Below are 19,875 nucleotides of genomic sequence, written 5' to 3' on the forward strand. Positions count from 1 at the left end.
ACACCAGGAGAGACATGAGCGGCAAGGGCGCACCCGAACTGTCCGTACGCAACTGCGGTGACCTCAGGGTCGCCGTGATCGCCGCCCAGTGGCACGAGAAGGTCATGGACGGGCTGGTCGACGGCGCCCTGCGCGCCCTGCACGACCTGGGCATCGACGAGCCCACCCTGCTCAGGGTCCCCGGCAGCTTCGAGCTCCCCGTGGTCGCCAAGGTCCTCGCCGGCCGAGGCTACGACGCCGTCGTCGCCCTCGGCGTGATCATCCGCGGCGGCACCCCGCACTTCGAGTACGTCTCGCAGGGCGTCACCCTCGGCCTCACCCAGGTCGCCGTGGACACCGGGGTCCCCGTCGGCTTCGGCGTCCTCACCTGTGACACCGAGGAACAGGCGCTGGACCGCGCGGGCCTCGAAGGCTCCAACGAGGACAAGGGGCACGAAGCGGTCACCGCCGCCGTGGCCACCGCCACCACCCTGCGCACCGTCAGCGAACCCTGGCGCTGAACGGCGGCCGGGACCCCGTATTCTGAGGACCATCATGGCGAACAAAACCTTCGAAGAGCTCTTCGCCGAGCTCCAGCTCAAGGCCGCCGAAGGCGACCCCTCCACCTCCCGCACCGCCGAACTGGTGGACAAGGGCGTGCATGCCATCGGCAAGAAGGTCGTCGAGGAGGCCGCCGAGGTCTGGATGGCCGCCGAGTACGAGGGCAAGGACGCCGCCGCCGAGGAGATCTCGCAGCTGCTGTACCACGTCCAGGTGATGATGGTCGCCCGCGGGATCTCCCTCGACGACGTCTACGCCCACCTCTGAGCGGACCCGCACGCCTCCGGCACCCCGCAGGACCCTTCGGTACCCCGCAGGACCCCGACACTCCTCCGACATAAGGAACCCGACCTCATGCTGCGCATCGCCGTCCCCAACAAGGGTTCACTCTCCGGGCCTGCGATGGCGATGCTCCATGAGGCCGGTTACCAGCAGCGCAAGGAGTCCAAGGAACTCGTCCTGGTCGACCCCGCCAACGAGGTCGAGTTCTTCTACCTGCGGCCGCGCGACATCGCCATCTACGTCAGCTCCGGCCGCCTGGACATCGGCATCACCGGCCGGGACCTGCTGCTGGACTCCGGAGCGGACGCCGAGGAGATCCTCCAGCTCGGTTTCGCCCGCTCCACCTTCCGCTACGCCACCAAGCCCGGCACGGCGAAGGGCCCGCAGGACTTCGGCGGGATGACGATCGCCACCTCCTACGAGGGCATCGTCGAGAAGCACCTCGCCGAGGCCGGTGTCGACGCCTCCGTCGTCCACCTCGACGGGGCCGTCGAGACCGCCGTCGAACTCGGGGTCGCCCAGGTCATCGCCGACGTCGTCGAGACCGGCACCAGCCTGCGCAACGCCGGACTGGAGGTCATCGGCGAGCCGATCATGACCTCGGAGGCCGTGGTCATCCGCCGCACCGGCGCCCCCGCGGACGAGCCCAAGGTGCAGCAGTTCCTGCGCCGCCTGCAGGGCGTCCTGGTGGCCCGGTCCTACGTGATGATGGACTACGACTGCCGCGTCGAGCACCTGGAGCGCGCGGTCGCCCTCACCCCCGGCCTGGAGTCGCCGACGATCTCCCCGCTGCACCACGAGGGCTGGGTCGCCGTCCGCTCCATGGTCGCCGCCAAGGAGGCCCAGCGGATCATGGACGACCTGTACGAGCTGGGCGCCCGCGCCATCCTCACCACAGCCATCCACGCCTGCCGCCTCTGACGGCAGGGCCCCGCGCCCGCCGCCGACGGCGGCGGGCACCGAACAGCACCCCCGAAGGACCCGCGCATGTCCGCCCCCGCGTCCCGGCCGTCCTCACCCCCCGCGCTCCCGGCCACCTTCCGGCCCACCCTCACCCGGGTGGTCCTGCTGGCCGTGGGGGCGGCGATGTTCGCCGTCATCACCGCCGTCGCGATGATCCTGGAGAACCTGAGCCCGGGGGAGCGGACCAGCTTCGTCTTCGTCGCCCTGCTCTTCTTCGGCGTACTCGCCCTGCTCAGCCGGCCCAAGGTCGTCGCCGACGAGAACGGCGTCACCGTGGTCAACATCACCCGGACGCGCCGACTGGCCTGGGCCGAGATCGTGCGCGTCAACCTGCGCGCCGGCGACCCGTGGGTCTTCCTCGACCTCAGTGACGGAACCAGCCTGCCCACGCTCGGGATTCAGCCCGGAATCGCCCGTGAGCACGCCATCCGCGACGCCCGCGCACTGCGCGCGCTCACCGAGCTCCACGGCGACGGAGCGGACGCGAGCGCGCCGAACCGCTGAGCCCCCTGCCCCCGACGGCCCGTTCTTGACTACTCTGGAACGCGGCGGCGCCCCGCGCGCGCCCCGCCCCGCACCGAAGGCCCCCGTGGCCGGCGGGGCCTTCCTGCGACCCAAGGAGTGACTCCCTCCAGCAATGGACGGATCGTCCGGTAGTACCTGCGCCGCCCCCTCCCCGGAGGCGGCGGCATGACAACCCCCCTGCTGCTGCTCACCGCGGCATTCCTCCTCATCCTCGCCAACGGATTCTTCGTGGCCGCCGAATTCGGCCTGGTCACCGTGGAACGGCCGGACGCCGAACGCGCCGCCGCCGAAGGCGACCCCCGCGCCCGCACCGTCGTGGCCGCCCTGCGCGAACTCTCCTTCCAGCTGTCCGGCACCCAGCTCGGCATCACGATCACCTCACTGGTCGTGGGCATGCTCGCCGAACCGGCGCTCGCCCAGCTGCTCGAAGGACCGCTCACCGCCACCGGCCTGCCCGAAGGGGCCGTGCCCGGGGTGAGCGTCGTGATCGGGATGCTCCTCGCCTCCGCCGTCCAGATGGTGATCGGCGAACTCGTACCGAAGAACTGGGCGGTCTCCCGGCCGCTCCAGGTCGCCCGGTTCGTCGCGGGGCCCCAGCACCGCTTCTCCGCCGTCCTGCGCCCGGTGATCAGCGCGCTGAACACCGCCGCCAACCGGCTGGTGCGCCTGCTGGGCGTCGAACCCACCGAGGAACTGGACTCCGCCCGCACCCCGGGCGAACTGGTCTCCCTGGCCCGGCACTCCGCCGAGGCCGGAACCCTGGAGCAGGACACCGCCGACCTCTTCGTGCGGACCCTGTCGCTCGCCGGGCTCACCGCCCAGCACGTCATGACCCCCCGGGTGAAGGTCAGCGCCCTGCAGTCCTCGGCGACCGCCCAGGACGTCCTCAACCTCACCCGCGCCACCGGCCTTTCGCGCTTCCCCGTCTACCGGGACCGCATCGACGAGGTCGTCGGCATGGTGTACCTCAAGGACGCCCTCGCCGTGCCCGCCCGGGAACGGCCGCGCGCCCCGGTGGGACGCATCGCCGTACCGCCGCTGATGGTCCCCGAGACCCTGCCGGTGGAACAGCTGCTCCAGCAGCTCCGCAAGGAGCAGCCGATCGCCGTCGTCGTCGACGAGTACGGCGGTACCGCCGGTGTCGTCACGCTCGAGGACATCATCGAGGAGCTCGTCGGCGAGGTACGCGACGAGCACGACACCGAGAGCGCCGACCGCCCCGACCTCACCCCCGTCGTCACCGACGACGGCCGGCCGGGCTGGGACGCCGACGGCAGCTGCCGGGTGCTCACCCTGCGGCGCATAGGACTCGACGTGCCCGAAGGGCCGTACGAGACGGTGGCGGGGCTGGTCGCCGACCTGCTGGGCCGCATCCCCGCCCCCGGTGACCGCGCCGAACTGCCCGGCTGGTGCGTCCTCGTCCGCCAGGTCGGCCACTACCGGGCCGAACAGGTCCGCTTCGTCGAACTGGCGGACGCGGACACGGCGGGCACGGCCGGCCCCGCGCCCGCCGGGCCCGTCCGGGTCCTGGAGGGTGTGCGATGAGCGTCGTCCAGCTCCTCTTCGCCGGACTGCTGGTGCTGGCGAACGGCTTCTTCGTCGGAGCCGAGTTCGCCCTCGTCTCCGTCCGCCGCAGCCAGATCGAACCGCTCGCCGCCGCCGGGTCCGCCAGGGCCCGCCAGGTCCTGTACGGCCTGGAGAACCTCCCGCAGATGATGGCGGCCGCACAGTTCGGCATCACCCTCTGCTCCCTCACCCTCGGCGCGGTCGCCGAGCCGACCGTGGCCCATCTGCTGGAGCCCGTCTTCCACGCGGCGCACGTCCCCGAGGGACTCGTCCACCCCCTCGGCTACGCGCTCGCCCTGGTCTGCGTGGTCTTCCTCCACCTCGTCATCGGCGAGATGGTCCCGAAGAATCTGGCGATGGCCGCCCCCGAGCGGACCGCGCTCTGGTTCAGCCCCGGCCTCGTCGGCTTCGCCCGGCTCTGCCGGCCGGTCACCTCCGCGCTGGGCGCCTGCGCCCGCGCGGTGCTCCGGCTCTTCGGCGTCGAACCGAAGGACGAGGTCGAGGCCGTCTTCACCAGCGAGCAGCTCAACCGGCTCGTCGAGGACGCCGGACAGGCCGGACTGCTGGAACCCGCGGCGAGGGAACGCCTGGAGGACGCCCTGGAACTCGGCAGCAGGCCGGTCACCGACGTCCTCCTGGAGCACGCTTCCCTGGTCACCGTCGACCCGTCCGTCACCCCGCGCCGGATCGAGGAGCTCACGGTCCGGACCGGCTTCTCGCGCTTCCCCGTCCGCGCGGAGGGCCAGGGCGCCTTCATGGGCTACCTGCACGTCAAGGACGTCCTGGACCTGGAGGACACCGAACGCGCCGTCCCCCAGCACATCTGGCGCCCGATGGTGACCGTCCGGGCCGAGCTCCCCCTGGACGACGCCCTGACGGTGATGCGCCGCGCCGCGACGCACCTGGCGCAGGTCTCCGACGCCTCGGGCAAGGTGCTCGGCCTGGTCGCCATGGAGGACGTCCTGGAGATGCTCGTGGGCGAGGTCCAGGACCCCGCCCACCGTGTCTCGGTGCCCCGCCGCACCGTACCGGTGCCCACGGAGCAGAAGACGAAGGCGCCCGCACCGCTGGGTGCCGCCGTCACCGGATGACCGGAGCCGCCGGACGGGCCCCGACGGCCCGTCCGGCGGCACGGCCCGCCCGTCTCACAGCTGGCCCGGCTCCTGGGTGCCCCGGTCCACCGGGCCCCGCCCGGACAGCACCTCGCCGTACGCCTGCATCAGATCCCCCAGCCGCAGCGTCGACAGATCGTCCCGGCCCGGGGCCGAGGCGTAGCCGGAGAGCCGCAGATCCCGGTAGGCGCAGCTCTTCTCGTACAGGGTGCGCAGGAACCGGCCGTTGCCCAGTTCGTCGATCCAGCCCTGGTCGACCACGTGCCCGCTGATGCTGCGCAGCTCCTCCAGGGACTCCTCGTCCCACACGTCGCCGTTCTCGGCGGCCAGCACCTCACCGATCGCGGTGAGCTCCGCCGGGCGGTAGCTGGGGAAGTCCACCCGGGTGGTGAAACGGGAGGACAGGCCCGGGTTGGCGGACAGCAGCCGGTCCATGCCCTCCGGATAGCCGGCGAGTATGACCACCAGATGGTCCCGGTTGTCCTCCGCACGCTTCAGCAGGACCTGGAGGGCCTCGTCCCCGTAGGCGTCGCCCTTGCTGTAACCGGTGTTGGAGAGGCTGTACGCCTCGTCGACGAAGAGCACCCCGCCCAGCGCGGAGTCGATCAGCTCGTTGGCCTTCACCGCCGTCTGCCCCAGGAACTCCCCGACCAGATCCGAGCGCTGGGCCTCCACCAGATGGTCCCCGCCCAGCAGGCCGAGCGCGTAGAACACCCGGCCGAGGATACGGGCGACCGTCGTCTTGCCCGTCCCGGACGGGCCCGAGAAGACGAAGTGCCGCTTCGGCGGCTGCACCGGCAGGCCCTGCTCGGCACGCAGCCGTGCCATGTTCAGCTGGGCGGACAGCGCCTTGACCTGGCGCTTGACCGGTTCGAGCCCCACCATGCGCTCCAGCTCGGCCAGCGCCTCGGCGAGCAGCACCGGGTCGCTCGGCCCCGCCGGGAAGACCCCGGACACCGGCTGTCCCGCGCTCCCCGGTTTCCTGCGCGTGCCGCCGGCCCGGGGAGAGGGCACCACCGTACCCGGTATGTCCTGCGGGCCGCCCGCCGGCCAGGGGTCGGGGGCGTCCACCAGATCGGTGCCCAGCACCATGTCCCCGTCCGGCAGGGGCTCCGTGCCGGAACCGGCCGGGCCGGGGCCCGCCAGGGAGACCGGGGCCAGATCGGCGGCCTCGTCGTAGCCGTCGCCCTCGGAGATCGCCGCCAGCCGGGCCGAGGTGTCCATGAACGCCGGGTCCACCCGGTGCACCGCGCGGTACAGCGGCAGGGCCGCCGCACTGCGCCCGGTCCCCTCGTGGGCCCGCGCCAGCCAGTAACGCAGCTCCTTGCGCTGGGGCTGTTCGCTGCGGCAGCGCATCAGGGCCGCCGACAGCAGGGGCTCGGCCTGGCCGTACATCTCCAGCCGCACCCGGGCCATGCCCCCGAAGAGCCCCGCCTCGATACCGAGCAGAGGATCGTCCACCAGGGGCTCGGTGGTGCGCACGAGCTGGTCCCAGTCCTTGACGAGATAGGACCGGCAGGCGTGCAGGAACCGCACCTGCGGGTCCGTGTCCACCGGGGGCAGGCCCGCCAGCGCCTGGTCCAGCTCCGGGACATGGCGTCCGTCCAGCCAGTGCGAGGCGTGCGCGAGCAGCAGATCGCGCGGGCTCTCCAGTACCGGCTGCACCCACCAGCCCAGCCAGTACCAGGAGTTGAGCGTACGGCGGTACCGCCTGCGCTGCTCGCCGAAACGGTCGCGATGGCGGTACATGTGCAGGAGGGCGGCGGTCGTGTCGACCCGCAGGGCATGCAGCCCGAGCCAGCCGTCCGCCATCCCCGGATCGAGGCGTACCGCCGCCCTGAACTCCTCCTCGGCCTGCGGATATGCGCCCATCGTGTACGCGTCCACGCCCCGCAGCCAGGCGAGATCGGCCGGGGCCTGTCCGCCCTGCATGCCGATGTCCATCAGGTCCCCCACAAACCGTGCCCCCAGAATGTCTCCCGCTCGCACAGCATGCCCACCCGGGAGCGTCGAATCACCGTGCAAAGGACGGGAATTGCCCACACCCGGGTGCATCGTACCCGCGGGGTCACCGGGCGGGAGAGGGGTGATCCACGCACCTTGCGGTTACCCAGGGTGAGCGCGGAACGTCACCGGGGCATCCGCGGAGCCGGGGAGGGAAGGGGCGTGAGGACAGGACGAAGCCCCCGGTCACGGGGGAACAACCGGGGGCTTCGCGTCTGCGGGGGCCGGAAAGGGCCCGCGAGGGGCTCCGAAAAGCCGCACATTCAGAACGTAAGTCCTGTACGCCCCCTGGGTCAAGCCGAGTTGGCGGTGCCGTGGAGCGGCGCGCCGCACGGTCCGCGGCCGGCCGGACGGATCACTCCTCCGGTTCACCCTCCGTGACGATCCGGCTCGTCACCGCTGTCGCACCGGCTCCTTTCAGCCACTCGTACCCCTCGGGCACCTGCCGGATCACGGCGTCCGCGTACGGACGGGAGGGGTCCTGCGCGAAATGGCGCCGCTCGGCGACGGTCCAGCCGTCCCAGAAACCGCTGAGCGCCGGCCCGTCGCGGCGCCTGCCCCGCTCCCAGGAGCGCTCCGGGTCCAGCTCCAGCCACAGCAGCCCCGCGAGGAACGGCCGCACCGCGGCACGGCCGGCACCCACCCCCTCGACCAGGACCACCGGCGCGGGATCCAGCGCCCGTACCGGGCCGAAGCGCCGGGCGGTCCAGTCGTAGGGGGCATAGCGCGCGGGCTCACCGCGCGACAGAGGGCCGAGCACCTGGTCCCGCAGCCGGTCCGTCCAGGCGAAGAGCTCCCCGTGGGTGGCCAGGTCGTCCAGGTGCAGCACGGGGGCGCCGCCGAGCGCCGCCGCGAGCCGGGCGGCGAACGTCGTCTTGCCCGATCCCGCGTGCCCGTCGACCGCCACCAGCCGTACGGGTCCGCAGGACGGCGGCAGCAGCCACAGCCGGCGGGCGTGAAGGGCCAGGTCGTCCATGCCCCGACCCTACGGGACCCCGGGCCCCGCACGGTGCCCGACCGGAACCACCCCTGTGGCGCAACCGCAGGCGGTGCCAGTGGTCCAGACCCATATTGGTCGCCGCGGCACGGGCCGATCCGCTGGCCGGACCCCGCCCCGGGGCGCGATAGTTGGCCCACCGACCGGCACCGCAGCCCCACATCCGCCCACGACCGGGGGTCTCGCCCATGACCAGTTCGACTTCACGCAGGACCGTGCTCGCCGCCGCTCTCGTGGCCGCGGCCGGAGCGGGCACGGCGTCCGCCGCGGGACCCGCGGCGGCGGCCCCCGCCGTCCCTCCGGAGACCGCCCCGCCGGGGCCCGCCCCGGAGGGGGGCGTTCCGCCGGTGACCGCGCCGCTCGTGGACAACCGGTTCTTCCGTACATACACCGACTGGCGCTGCGGCACCGCGGCGGGCACCCGCGCGGTCGCCGGCCGCCGCCCCGGCCTGGAGATCGCCACCCCGGCCGGCACCACCGACCACACCGACCCGCACACCGGGACCACGGCCACCTGGGAGTACGCGACCTGGACCTCCCCCCTGCACCGCTCCACCGTCCCCGCCACCGAGGTGATCGCCTCCTGGAACGCGCACACGCCCGCGGGCACCTGGATCCAGGCCGAGCTGGCCGGCCGCTACTCGGACGGCACCGGCACCCCCTGGTACGTCATGGGGCGCTGGGCCTTCGGTGACACGGACATCCGCCGGGCCTCCGTCGACGACCAGACCGACGGGAGGAGCACGGTCTGGACCGACACCCTCGCGGTGGACGACCCCGCGAGCGGACTCCGCCTGACCGCGTACCGGCTGCGGCTCACCCTCCACCGGACCCCCGGCACCCGCCTCACCCCCACGGTCCACCGGTTCGGCGCGATGGCCTCCGACATCCCCGACCGCTTCACCGTCCCGGCCGCGCCGCCGGCCGTCACCCGGGAGCTGGCGGTGCCCCGCTACTCGCAGAACGTCCACGTGGGGGAGTACCCCGAGTACGACAACGGCGGTGAGGCGTGGTGCAGCCCCACCTCCTCGCAGATGATCACCGAGTACTGGGGGCGGGTCCCGACCGCCGAGGACCTCGCCTGGGTCAAGCCCGGCATCGCCGACCCGCAGGTCTGCCACGCGGCCCGCCACACCTTCGACTACCAGTACGAGGGGTGCGGCAACTGGCCGTTCAACGCCGCCTACGCGGCGACGTACCGGGACATGAACGCGGTCGTCACCCGGCTCGGCTCGCTCACCGACGTCGAACGGCTGATCGCCGTGGGCATCCCGGTGATCACCTCCCAGTCCTTCCTGGCCACGGAACTCACGGGAGCGGGCTACGGCACCTCCGGACACCTGATGACCGTCATCGGCTTCACCGCCGACGGCGACGTCGTCGCCAACGACCCCGCCTCACCGGACAACGAGGCGGTGCGCCGGGTCTACCGCCGGCGCGAGTGGGAGAACATCTGGCTGCGGACGAAGAGGTACGACGCGAACGGCAAGGTCAGAGGCGGTACGGGGGGTGTCTGTTACATCTTCTGGCCGGTCAGGCCGGCACCGGGCCAGCGCCGCGTTCTGCGCTCGCTCGGACTGGAGTGACCTTGTGAGGCCCCGCGGCCGCCCCGCCGGTCCGACGGCAGCGCTCTTGGCCGTCCTGGGTGAGGCGGCCGTACCGGTCCACCGTGCCCCCGGCCATGGAGGCCCGGGCAGCACGGCGGGCAGAGGAGCGGCCCTGTCCGCAGGTTCGGCCAGGGCGCCGCGTGTCGTGCACGGGGCCGGCGCGCTCCGCGTTCCAGCCGCGCATCCGGTGGCGGACGTACCCGATGAGGACGCGGGCGTGGTGAGGGTCTTCGCCGCGTACCCGGGCGAACGCTCTCGTCCGCAGGCCGGGCGGGCCGGGGGTGGCCGGGGGCGCGGGGGAGCCGGCGCGTCCGCCGTGCGGCAGCGGTACCGCGCCGGCCGCGTGCGGAGAAGGCGGCTCGGGCATGCGGAGAGCACGGAAGGCGCTGCTTCGTTCACCTCGTACTCCCCGGCCCGCCGCGAGCGCTCCTCCGGGGCGGCAGGGGGAGGAAGCCGCTGGTGCGGGCGGCGTACGCGGCGTAGCCGGGGCGGCGGGCCATGTGCTTCTCCAGGAGGCGCTTGCCGCTGCCGACGGTGAGCAGCAGGGTCATCAGGACCGGGGAGACGAGGACGGCGAGGGCCGGCTGCCACGCGGTGCAGGCGAGCAGGTACAGGCCCCACCAGACGAGACCGTCCCCGAAGTAGTTGGGGTGCCGGGTCCAGGCCCACAGCCCCCGGTCCATGATCCTTCCGCGGTTGGCCGGGTCCGCCTTGAAGCGTGCCAGCTGGTGGTCGCCGACGGCCTCGAAGGCGAATCCGAGCGCCCACAGCGCGATCCCGCAGAAAGCCGGGGGGCCCAGGGGCGCGGAGCTGTAGGAGGCGGCCTGGACGGGCAGGGAGATCAGCCAGACGAGCGCCGCCTGGCCGAGGTAGACGGTGCGCAGCGCGTAGAGGGTCCGGTTGCCGGGGGCCTTGTCGAGGAGGGCGGTGTAGCGGGGGTCCTCGCCGTGGCCGCGGGAGCGCCGTGCGATGTGTGCGGCCAGCCGCAGTCCCCAGACGGCCGTCGCCGTGGCCACGACCAGACGCCGGCCGTCGTCGCCGTGTCCGGCGGAGAGCAGCCAGGTGACGACGGCGACGGCGCCGAAGGCGAGGCCCCAGGCGATGTCGACGACGCGGTGCGGCCCACGGCGGCCGGCGACGGCGAAGGCGGCGAGGAGGACCGCCCCCGCCACGGCCGCGCAGGTGGCGAGGCTGACGGCGAGGGCGTCCCAGTCGGTGCCGTTCACGACGGGCCCACCCGCGTGTACCGGGCGGCGGGGGTGCCCGGCATGCCGGATGCCCCTTCCCGGGTGGGCCGTACGGCGAGGATGTGGTCCACGCCCATGCGGCGTTCGGCGAAGGCGAGCGACGCTCCTGCCAGGTAGAGGCGCCAGACCCGGGCGGTGGCCGTTCCGACGAGCGCCTCGACGGCGTCCCACCGCTCTTCGAGGGTGGAGCGCCAGGCGTCGATGGTGGCCGTGTAGTGCTCCCGGAGCGATTCGACGGAACGGGCCTCCAGGCCCGCGGCCTCCAGCAGGCCGATGGTCCGGCCCACGGGGCGCATGTGCATGTCGGGGGCGATGTACGTCTCGATGAAGGCGCCTCCGCCGGGTGCGCGGGCGCCACGGGACATCTGCTGGATCAGGAGCCGGCCTCCGGGGCGCAGCGCGTCGTGCAGTCCGGTGGCGAAGACGGGGTACTCGGCGTCGCCGACGTGTTCGCCCATCTCGACGGCGGCGGCCGCGTCGTAGCCGCCGCCGTCGATGTCCCGCCAGTGCCGCAGCCGGATGTCGACGAGGGCGGCCACTCCCTCGCGCGCGGCCCGTTCCGTGACGTACTCGTACTGGGCCCGGGAGAGGGTGACGGCGGTGACACGGACCTGGTGTGCACGGGCCGCGTGGACGGCCAGGGAGCCCCAGCCGCAACCGACGTCGAGCAAGCGGTCCCCGGGGCCCAGCCCCAGTTTCCGGCAGATCAGTTCGAGTTTGTCGCGCTGGGCGTCGGCCAGCGTGTACGCGGGGTCGTCGGGCCGGGCCCAGTAGGCGCATGAGTACGCCATCGACTCGTCGAGGAGGAGGGCGTAGAAGTCGTTGGAGAGGTCGTAGTGGTGGCTGATCCCCGCGCGGTCCCGCGAGACGCTGTGCAGACGGCCCGTCGGACGCGCCCGTCCGTCGGGGCGCTCCGGGGGCGGGCCGACGGCGCCCAGGCGTACCGCGAGAGCGGCGGCCGCGGCCATGCCCGCCGGACCGGGGCGGGTCCCCGGCCGGTCGCGGACGGTCCGGCCGGCCCGGGAGAGGGCTTCGGCCAGGTCGCCTTCCACATCGAGGTCACCGGTGATGTAGGCCTCGGCGAGCCCGAGTTCGCCCGGCTGCCACAGCAGGCGGCGCAGGGCCCCGGGTGAACGCAGGGTCACCAGGGGCGCGTCCGCGGGGCCTGCCTGGCTGCCGTCCCAGGCGCGGAAGCGCACCGGGAGCGGACCGGGCAGGAAGTGGCCGAGGAGTTGTCCGAGCAGGTCGGCGGCGGGCCTCATCGGTGGGTCCCTTCGGTGAGGAGGAGCTGGCGGACGTCGAGGTAGCGGGAGCGGAACCCGGCTTCCGAGTAGGCGAGGTAGAACTCCCACATGCGCTGGAAGACCGGGTCGAACCCGAGGTTCGTGACGGCGGTCCGGGCGGCGAGGAACCTTTCCCGCCACAGACGCAGGGTCTCGGCGTAGTGGTCGCCGTAGCCGTGGTCGGCGACGGTGGTCAGCCCGGCTGCGGCGGAGTGTCCCGCGACGGCCTCACGGGAGGGGATCAGTCCGCCGGGGAAGACGTACTTGCTGATGAAGGTGTGGGTGGTGGCGGTGCGGAGCATCTGCCGGTGGCCCATGGTGATGGTCTGCAGGGCGATCCTGCCGCCGGGGGCGAGCGCGCGGCGCAGGGCCGTGAAGTAGGCGGGCCAGTACTCGGCGCCGACCGCCTCGATCATCTCGACGCTGACCACGGCGTCGTACCGGCCTTCGACGTCGCGGTAGTCGCGCAGCTGGACCTCGGCCCGGCCGGCGAGTCCGGCCGCCGCGATCCGCTCGCGTGCCAGGGCCGCCTGCTCGGCGGAGAGGGTCAGGGTGGTGACCCGGGCGCCGCGGGCGGCTGCCCGCAGGGCGAGTTCGCCCCAGCCGGTGCCGATCTCCAGCAGCCGTGTGCCCTCCTCCACGCCGGCGAGGTCCAGGAGCCGGTCGATCTTGCGGTGCTGTGCGGCGGCGAGGGACTCGAAGCGGGCGGGGAAGGCGGCGAAGACCGCGGAGGAGTAGCTGAGGGTGGGGTCGAGGAACACCGAGAACAGATCGTTGGACAGGTCGTAGTGGTGGTGGATGTTGTCGCGGGCGCCGGCCCGGGTGTTCCGGTCGGCGGAGGGACGTGCGGACACCCACAGGCGGCGGAACCCGCGCAGAGGGGCGGGCACCAGCTCGTCGACGTGGTGTGCGAGGACGGTCAGGACGCCGGCCAGGTCGTCGCTGTCCCATTCGCCTGCCATGTAGGACTCGCCGAAGCCGATCAGTCCGCGGCGGCCGATGCGCCGGTGGAAGGCATCGGCGTCGTGGAGCGTCAGCCGCGGACCGGCGGCCGGAGGGCGGGCGCCGGCGGGAGGACCGGTCAGGGCCAGCCGGTCCAGGGCCCGGCCCACCAGATACCCGGCGACGGCCGTGCGGCCGGGTCCGGCGGGCGGGAGCCGGGCCACGTCCGGCCAGCGGCCGGCGTCGACGCCCTCACGGCGAACGGCGGACGCGGGGCGGGCGTCCGGGCTCCGGCGAGGGGGCCCGACCGTGCCGCCGGCGGGCTGGGGCAGGGGCCGGGTCCGGGGGGAGGCGGAAGCGGGGCGGGTCACGGCAGCATGCCTTTCTGCGGGGTGGGACGGGGGCGGGGGTGTACGGGCAGACCGCGCAGCAGCAGGCGGATACCGTGCCCGCTGATGCCCGCCCGGACCGTGGCGGTGGACCAGGGCCTGCGCACGGCCGCGGACAGCAGGCCGGACGCGGTGGCGGGCCGGCGGCGGCCCCGGACGACCGCGGTGAACGCCCGGCCGCCTCCGTGCTCCAGGTGGACGGTCAGGCGGAGCAGTTCGCCGGGCAGCGGCAGACGCATCCGGTAACGTCCCTCGACCGCGAAGAACGGCGAGACGTAGAACGACTTGTCCACCTCGGCCGCGCCGGCGCCGTCCGTCCGCAGCAGATAGCAGTGGCGCTGCCCGTAGGTGTTGTGGACTTCGGCGACGACGCAGACCAGGGCGCCGGAGGAGTCGTGGCACCAGAACACGCTCAGCGGGTTGAAGACGAACCCGAAGACGCGGGCGTGTGCCAGCATCACCACCCGGCCGCCCCCCAGAGCGATGCCGTGAGCGGCGAGGAAGGTGTCGAGCCCGGCACGGAGGGACCCGGCGGTCCCGCCGAAGTGGTCGCGGGCGTCGAAGCGGGCGAGGGGACGCAGCGCCCGGGGCAGCACCGGCAGCCGGTCGAGGTCCACGCACCACAGGTAGGTGCGGTGCCGCAGCGTGTGGCGCAGAGGCGTGCGCCGGACGTGCGTGATCACGCACTCGTACAGTGCCGGGACCGGCTCCGAGCCCGGGAGGTCCGTGGATATGCCGCTTCCTTTGGCGCGGGTCACCACCGCACCCCCAGGGCGCGGGCCGCCTCCACGCCGGAGCGGCAGCCGTCCTCGTGGAACCCCCAGCCGTGCCAGGCTCCTGCGTACGCGGTCACGCTCGTGCTGAGGCGGGGCAGTTCCCTCTGGGCCGCGACCGAGGCGGGTGTGTAGACCGGATGCCCGTAGACCATCCGCTCCACCACCCGGTCCGCGGCGATGCCGTCGTCACCGCCCAAGGTCACGACGTAACCGGATCCGGCGGGCAGGCGCTGGAGGCGCTCCATGTCGTAACTGACGTGTACGGGGGCGGTGGAGGGCTCGCAGCCGGTCATGCGGTAGTTCCAGCTCGCGCGTGCCCTGGGTGAGCGGGGCAGGACGGAGGTGTCGGTGTGCAGCACGGTGGGGTTGCGCGAGTACGTGAAGGCGCCCAGGAGCCGCTTCTCGTCCGCTGTGGGGTCCGCGAGTATCCGCAGCGCCTGGTCGGGGTGGGTGGCGACGACCACGGCGTCGTACGCCTCGGTGGAGCCGTCGCGGGTGGTGACCAGAGCCCCCTGCCCGGTGCGCCGGACGGCGCCGACCGGGCTGGAGGTGCGGATGTGCCGGACGCGCTCGGCGGCTGCGGTGACGTACGCGGCGGAGCCGCCGGTGACGGTCTTCCACCGCGGTGAGCCGGTGACGGACAGCAGGCCGTGGTGGTGCAGGAAGGTGAACAGGTAGGCGGCCGGGTAGGACAGGGCCGTCCGCGCGGGGCAGGACCACACCGCGGCGACCAGCGGGAGGGCGAAGTGGCTGACGAAGTAGGGGGAGAACCCGCTCTGCCGCAGGAAGTCCCCGAACGTGACGCCGGTGCGCGGCTGCCGGGCCAGGAGGCGCCGGGCACCTCGGTGGAAGACCGGAACCTCGGCCAGCAACCGCAGGTAGCGGCCTCGCAGCGAGGCCCGGGAGGAGAACAGAGCGGCCGGGCCGCGGGCGCCCGCGTACTCCAGGCCGCAGCCGTCGCACCGGACGGACATGCTCATCTCGGCGTCCTGCGTGCCGATCCCGAGTTCACGGAAGAGCCGGAGGAGGGTGGGGTAGGTGCGCTCGTTGTGGACGATGAACCCCGAGTCCACCGCCACCGTGCGCCCGCCGGGGGCCGGCAGGTCGCGGGTGTGGGCGTGCCCGCCGAGCCGGCCGTCGGCCTCGTACAGGGTGACCTCGTACGAGCCGGTCAGGAGGTAGGCGGCTGTCAGGCCGGCCACCCCGCTTCCCACGACCGCCGCTTTGCGCTGTTTCTCCACAACCGCTCCCGCCACTCGACACGCCGCCAGGCTGCTGCGCTCCACTCGTACTTCGCAGCGGCCCGGCGAGCGGATTGGGGGAGATTCGCAGCGGTGCGGCGCCTCGCCGCGGGAGTCGCGGGTGTGTTCGGGCTTACAGGCGCGCGAGTCGTGCGGCCGGCGTGGCGATGGGCGGGCGGGCGGCGCCCACGGCGGTGACCTGTTTTTGGTGCGGGAGGCCGGTGACGGCCCCCTGCCGAGGAGGGCGACGTACGCCGTCGCGGTGATCCCGCCTCCCGCTCTGCTGAGGGAAGCCGGGAGAGGGTCTTGGGAAGGGGCCGCTCCCGTGCCGCTTCGCTGCGGTGTGCCGGGATCGCGGCCGGCTTCCGGTCCGTGCAGCCGCTCACGCCGGCCATCTCGGTGACGTGCTCGTCCGGCATGCCGGACACCGTCCTGCCGACCCGCGTCACCAGCACACCCGGTTCGCCCGCCTCCGGATCCGGGTGCCTCGCGGCGTACAACGCGTCGGGCTGCCACGGGCCCCGGCCTGCGGGCAGAGGTGTTCCAGGCCCGCGGCGTGGAACACCGACGGGGTCGCCCGGTGGGTGCCGAGGTGGTCCGGATGCCCGGTCAGCCGGCCGTGGACGCCGTGGGTGACGGCGATCCGTGGCCGTACGGCACGGATGCGTCCGGCGATCAGCCCCGCTGCCTCCTCCAGTGGGGCGTCGCGGAGCCGGGGCCGGGCGTGGAGTTGGGGCGGGCGCGGAGCCGGGGGTGCGGGCATCGGCGAACCCCCCGCATTCGCGGCCTGCCCGCTCCCAGGATGTCCGAGGCGTCGGCGGGTTCACCGGCCCGGTGGTTGCCGGGCGCCCAGGTGGCGGTGACCACGGTGGTCGCGGCGCCTGCGGCGCCGTGCCGCGGACGACAGCGAGGAAGGCATGGGCGAGCACGGCGAGAGTGACCCAGCGGGACCAGGCAGCGTAGCGGCGAACCTGGTGCTCATCCAGGGTGGCCAGGCCCTTTCCGGACTGAAAGAACCCCTCCACCCGCCACCTTGATCCAGCCACCCGCACCAGCCCGGCCAGCGGCACTACGGCGGGCGAGCAGCAGCGGCAGTGGGCGAGTTCGCCGGTACTGCGACTGCGCCGGATCAGCAGCCGACGGCTCCCGGACCGGGTGCCGTCGAGATCGATGACGGCCCAGTCGCAGAAACGGTGCCCCTTGGCGCCGGCCCCTGCCGGCAACTTCTGCCAGGCCCGCCTGGGCACCTTCGCGGCCAGGGCGTCCGCGCGGAACTTCCCAGCACCGGTGGTGACTTCGGCCGAGCAGGCGACGGCGAGTACATAGCCGATCTTGCGCTCTCCCAGCGCGGACCGCGGTTTCGGGTCGCCGCCGTAGACCTCGTCGCCCGGGACCCGGCCCACCTGGTGCCCGGCGTCCGGGAACCGGCCGATCATACGGGCGGCCAGCTCCGGCTTGGCGGCAAAAGCGGTCTCCTCACCGAGTCCGGCGGCGCGGCAGCGGTCAGGGTCAGTGGTCCAGGAGCGCGGGACGTACAACTCCCCGGTCCACCGCAGCATGCCCGTGCAATGTAGGCGGCAACTTGGACGTTCTCGATCCGGCCGGCAGACCCGGTGTACTGGCGCTGGACGCCGATCGTGCCGACACCCTTCTTCACGTCACCGGTCTCGTCGGCCACCAGCACCGCCCGCTCGTCGTGCAGATGCTCCACCACGTAGCCCGCAGGGCGTCATGGACCGCGTCGGCATCCCACCGGCCCGGCTGGGCAAGTGCCGCACACCGTCCGGGGTGGGCTCCCCAGCCCGCTCGGCGATGGTCCAGCAATTCCTGCGAGGCAGGTCCGACAGGAGCCCGAGCACCAACCGCCGGACCCGGCGCCGGAGTTCGACTTGCGCGGAACAGCCTGCGATCCGCGCCCTCAGGCCCTCGAACGCCGCCTGCCGGTGGACAGGATCTACGCTGCGCCCTGCGGCCGCCGCATGATCTTCAGCCTTCACCCACCGATGGTCAACGGTGGCCTTACCTGTTCCTGCACCGGCCCCCACCAGCACGAACGCGACTCGCGGTCAGGGCACTGACGGATCACGAATCGAACCAGCGCCGCCAGATGGGCACGTCCGTCCCGGCGTTCCACCGGTCGTTCGCCGCACGACGCAGTTCCGGAGTCGTCAGCGTCTCCTCGCGGGTGAGCCAGTCCAGGTACCACTCTTTGAAGGTGGCGGGCTGTCCGTCATCGTTCAGGAGCGGGTTGAGGCGATCGCAGGTCGCGCGTCCGTCGAACCACATGGTGCCACGCATAGGCCCGCTGACCACGAGGAGGGTGTAGAAGCCGCAGCCGTCATCGCAGAGGGGGACGGTCCCGGAAGTCCGCGCGTCCTCGGCGGCATCCGCCGACTCCCGCCACGCGTCATGATCGGCTTGGTAGGCCGCAGCAGAGGCGTAGTCCCCCTCCTGGGGCTCGGTCAGCCAAAGATCTTCGCTCGCTGCGAGAGCGGTGTCGTGGTCCGGAAACGGAACACGGAGGTTCGCACGGTCCGCAGGCTGGTCGCCCTCCCAGCGCCAGCCACGCTGATCGACCTGAAGCGTGCGCACCCGCCCGCCGGCACTGACGCGCAGCAGGTACTGGCGATAGTCGTCGGGGAACACCACGCCGAACTGTTCCTCGGCCTGACGCACCTGAACCTCACTCAGGACCGGCGGGAGAACGGCACCGGCACCGGCCCTCGCTCCCTGCCGTGCGTAGAGCGCGATGGTCCGCTCCCGGACATCGCTCCAGTTCGCAGTCTGCATGCCTGGCAAGATAGCCCGTCGGCCTGGACCACTCAGGCAGCCCTCGGCAGATATGCCGGGTTGCAGCCGGGGTATCCCCTACGTCCTGTACAACGACATCGCCTGGCAACCGCTCCCCCTTGGGCCAGGGTTCGGCTCCGGCCGGACCTGCTGGCGGCGCATCGAGCGCCGGCAGCGGGCCGGAGCCTTCGACCAACCGCACCGCGTCCTGCTCGCCAGGCTGCACGCGGCCGGCGAGCTGGACCGGTCCAGAGCATGCGCCGACGGTTCCCATGTCCGCGCCGAAAAGGGGGAGCCGACACCGGCCCGTCGCCGGTCGACCGGAGGAAGACGGGCAGCGAACACCACCTGATCCGCGACGGACGCGGCGGCCATGGATATCCGTCTGCGGGAACGGTCCCGGACCCGGACCACCGGGGTGCGGCCTCGTGGCGACCACGTCCTGGCGTGCGGCGGCGTCATGGGGAAGCCGGCTTCGCCCTCGCAGACCAGCCATAACGTACCAACAGCTTCCGCACACCCTGGATCGTGCAGGTCAGATGGAAGCGCCGGCCCATCACCGTCTTCACGCGGTTCAGCGTCCAGTGCTGGTCCTCCAGCCATGCGCGGCCGGCCCTGGCCGGCTCAGCCTCGGCAGTGCCGCCGGTCTCTGCGACCGCAGGGACCGGGGGCCGCCCTGGGCCCACGCGTGACGCCACCGCTGGACCGAGCGCACACCGACCGCGGATCTCCGGCGGTCGCGGTACCGCCCTCGCCCAAGGCGAGCCGCTCGGCTGCCTGGAGCCGTGGAACTGCTGCCGTGCACCGCGCGGTATCGCCGTGGCTCCGTTCCTGCCCCCGGCCGACGGGCTCTGGCCCTCCGCCCAGCGCGTTACCTCCCTGTGGGCCTTGGCCCCGTCGGCCTCTCCGCCCGGATCCGGACTCCTGCCGGAACCCCGAGCCGCTCGAAGCCGCGGTCCGAGGGTGTGTCGCTGTACTCGCCCCTTCCGGGGCAGGAGGTACGGACGCACGTGTCCCCGGCCGCGTACGAGCCGCCGTACCCCATCGCGGTACGGAGTTATGCACTCGGTCCTCCGGTGACAGGGATGGCCGCCACGCGCGGGTCGGACATCAGGACGATCGGGCCGGGCGCGAGGGTGATGCGCATCCAGGGCGCTGCGTTCTCGCGGTGGGAGTGGCCGAGGGGCTCGATGCCGCTCTGGTCGGTGAGGCTGAACCCCGTCACCATGACCATGCTGGACCCGTCGGCCACGGACGCAAGGTGCGTCCCGCAGTCGGGGCAGAAGCCTCGTCGTAGGGTCGGGTGGGTCGCGTACCACTTCGGCTCACCCCCGGGCCCGGTCCAGATCAGGGAGTCCAGAGGGAAGCCCACCCATAGCACCGCGGGCCCGCCGGAGATCCGGGTCTCATGGGCGCATGAACACAGATGCGGATCATCCGGGACGCCGCTGACCTGGTAGGAGATCCGGCCGCACTGGCAGTGTCCCGTTCGAACCGGCGGTGGGGCATCCGATACGGCTTTTGTGGCCGGCAGGGGCCGAGCGACCGCAGGGGGAGTGCCCAGGGCGGGTGATGTGTTGCTCATGCGGGTCCTCGCTTCGGGATGGACCG

General features: G+C 73.0%; 17 protein-coding genes and 2 pseudogenes. 7 read left to right on the plus strand and 12 right to left on the minus strand.

Annotated features, from left to right (window positions below; translation table 11 throughout):
• Window positions 1-14 precede the first annotated feature (14 nt).
• From ribH to CP967_RS29140, 6 genes are all read left to right on the plus strand, one after another.
• Window positions 15-500 carry a 6,7-dimethyl-8-ribityllumazine synthase gene (ribH, locus tag CP967_RS29115; protein WP_150490821.1) on the plus strand — a complete coding sequence of 162 codons (486 nt, stop codon included), beginning with the start codon at window positions 15-17 and terminating at the stop codon, window positions 498-500.
• Window positions 501-534: 34 nt separating this feature from the next.
• Entirely contained in the window at window positions 535-807 is a 273-nt protein-coding gene (locus tag CP967_RS29120) for a phosphoribosyl-ATP diphosphatase (protein WP_150490822.1), read from the plus strand.
• Between the two features lie 87 nt (window positions 808-894).
• On the plus strand, window positions 895-1,743 hold the full coding sequence (gene hisG, locus CP967_RS29125) for an ATP phosphoribosyltransferase (protein WP_150490823.1): 849 nt from the start codon (window positions 895-897) through the stop codon (window positions 1,741-1,743).
• A 66-nt stretch (window positions 1,744-1,809) separates the two neighbouring features.
• Window positions 1,810-2,289 (plus strand): PH domain-containing protein, encoded by a 480-nt coding sequence (locus CP967_RS29130; protein ID WP_150490824.1) that lies wholly within the window; start codon window positions 1,810-1,812, stop codon window positions 2,287-2,289.
• Between the two features lie 186 nt (window positions 2,290-2,475).
• Window positions 2,476-3,855: a hemolysin family protein gene (locus tag CP967_RS29135; RefSeq protein WP_150490825.1), complete on the plus strand. Its 1,380-nt coding sequence runs from the start codon at window positions 2,476-2,478 to the stop codon at window positions 3,853-3,855.
• Window positions 3,852-4,967: a hemolysin family protein gene (locus CP967_RS29140; RefSeq protein ID WP_150490826.1), complete on the plus strand. Its 1,116-nt coding sequence runs from the start codon at window positions 3,852-3,854 to the stop codon at window positions 4,965-4,967. The genes CP967_RS29135 and CP967_RS29140 overlap by 4 nt, the downstream gene beginning before the upstream one ends.
• Window positions 4,968-5,021: 54 nt before the next feature.
• Here CP967_RS29140 and CP967_RS29145 read toward each other — a convergent pair whose 3' ends face one another.
• A complete protein-coding gene (locus CP967_RS29145) occupies window positions 5,022-6,932 on the minus strand; it encodes an AAA family ATPase (RefSeq protein ID WP_150490827.1) in 1,911 nt (636 codons plus the stop codon).
• A gap of 415 nt (window positions 6,933-7,347) precedes the next feature.
• Window positions 7,348-7,968, minus strand: a complete 621-nt coding sequence (locus CP967_RS29150) for a uridine kinase family protein (protein WP_150490828.1) — start codon at window positions 7,966-7,968, stop codon at window positions 7,348-7,350.
• Window positions 7,969-8,177: 209 nt separating this feature from the next.
• Between CP967_RS29150 and CP967_RS29155 the strand changes: the two genes are divergently transcribed.
• Entirely contained in the window at window positions 8,178-9,575 is a 1,398-nt protein-coding gene (locus CP967_RS29155; RefSeq protein ID WP_150490829.1) for a peptidase C39 family protein, read from the plus strand.
• Between the two features lie 416 nt (window positions 9,576-9,991).
• On the opposite strand, the gene CP967_RS29160 is transcribed toward CP967_RS29155, so the two are convergent.
• From CP967_RS29160 to CP967_RS29210, 10 genes and pseudogenes are all read right to left on the minus strand, one after another.
• On the minus strand, window positions 9,992-10,822 hold the full coding sequence (locus CP967_RS29160; protein WP_150490830.1) for a DUF1295 domain-containing protein: 831 nt from the start codon (window positions 10,820-10,822) through the stop codon (window positions 9,992-9,994).
• Window positions 10,819-12,105, minus strand: a complete 1,287-nt coding sequence (locus CP967_RS29165; protein ID WP_150490831.1) for an SAM-dependent methyltransferase — start codon at window positions 12,103-12,105, stop codon at window positions 10,819-10,821. The genes CP967_RS29160 and CP967_RS29165 overlap by 4 nt, the downstream gene beginning before the upstream one ends.
• Window positions 12,102-13,439 (minus strand): SAM-dependent methyltransferase, encoded by a 1,338-nt coding sequence (locus CP967_RS29170; protein ID WP_150490832.1) that lies wholly within the window; start codon window positions 13,437-13,439, stop codon window positions 12,102-12,104. The genes CP967_RS29165 and CP967_RS29170 overlap by 4 nt, the downstream gene beginning before the upstream one ends.
• Window positions 13,436-14,140 carry a DUF1365 domain-containing protein gene (locus CP967_RS29175; RefSeq protein ID WP_308436226.1) on the minus strand — a complete coding sequence of 235 codons (705 nt, stop codon included), beginning with the start codon at window positions 14,138-14,140 and terminating at the stop codon, window positions 13,436-13,438. Before CP967_RS29175 ends, CP967_RS29170 begins: the two co-directional genes overlap by 4 nt.
• A gap of 71 nt (window positions 14,141-14,211) precedes the next feature.
• A complete protein-coding gene (locus CP967_RS29180; RefSeq protein WP_229888631.1) occupies window positions 14,212-15,474 on the minus strand; it encodes an NAD(P)/FAD-dependent oxidoreductase in 1,263 nt (420 codons plus the stop codon).
• 445 nt (window positions 15,475-15,919) lie between these two features.
• Window positions 15,920-16,237, minus strand: coding sequence for a PIG-L family deacetylase (locus tag CP967_RS34160; RefSeq protein ID WP_167535285.1), 318 nt, complete (start codon window positions 16,235-16,237; stop codon window positions 15,920-15,922).
• 127 nt (window positions 16,238-16,364) lie between these two features.
• Window positions 16,365-17,396, minus strand: a pseudogene (locus tag CP967_RS29185) (IS701 family transposase); the annotation flags it as partial.
• A 160-nt stretch (window positions 17,397-17,556) separates the two neighbouring features.
• Entirely contained in the window at window positions 17,557-18,264 is a 708-nt protein-coding gene (locus CP967_RS29190; RefSeq protein ID WP_150490834.1) for an SMI1/KNR4 family protein, read from the minus strand.
• Between the two features lie 366 nt (window positions 18,265-18,630).
• Window positions 18,631-19,050, minus strand: a pseudogene (locus CP967_RS35490) (winged helix-turn-helix domain-containing protein); the annotation flags it as partial.
• 271 nt (window positions 19,051-19,321) lie between these two features.
• Complete coding sequence (locus CP967_RS29210; protein WP_150490837.1) at window positions 19,322-19,849, minus strand: GFA family protein; 528 nt, start codon at window positions 19,847-19,849, stop codon at window positions 19,322-19,324.
• Between the last annotated feature and the right edge of the window lie 26 nt (window positions 19,850-19,875).

The sequence above is a fragment of the Streptomyces nitrosporeus genome (assembly GCF_008704555.1).
Taxonomy (GTDB): Bacteria; Actinomycetota; Actinomycetes; order Streptomycetales; family Streptomycetaceae; genus Streptomyces; species Streptomyces nitrosporeus.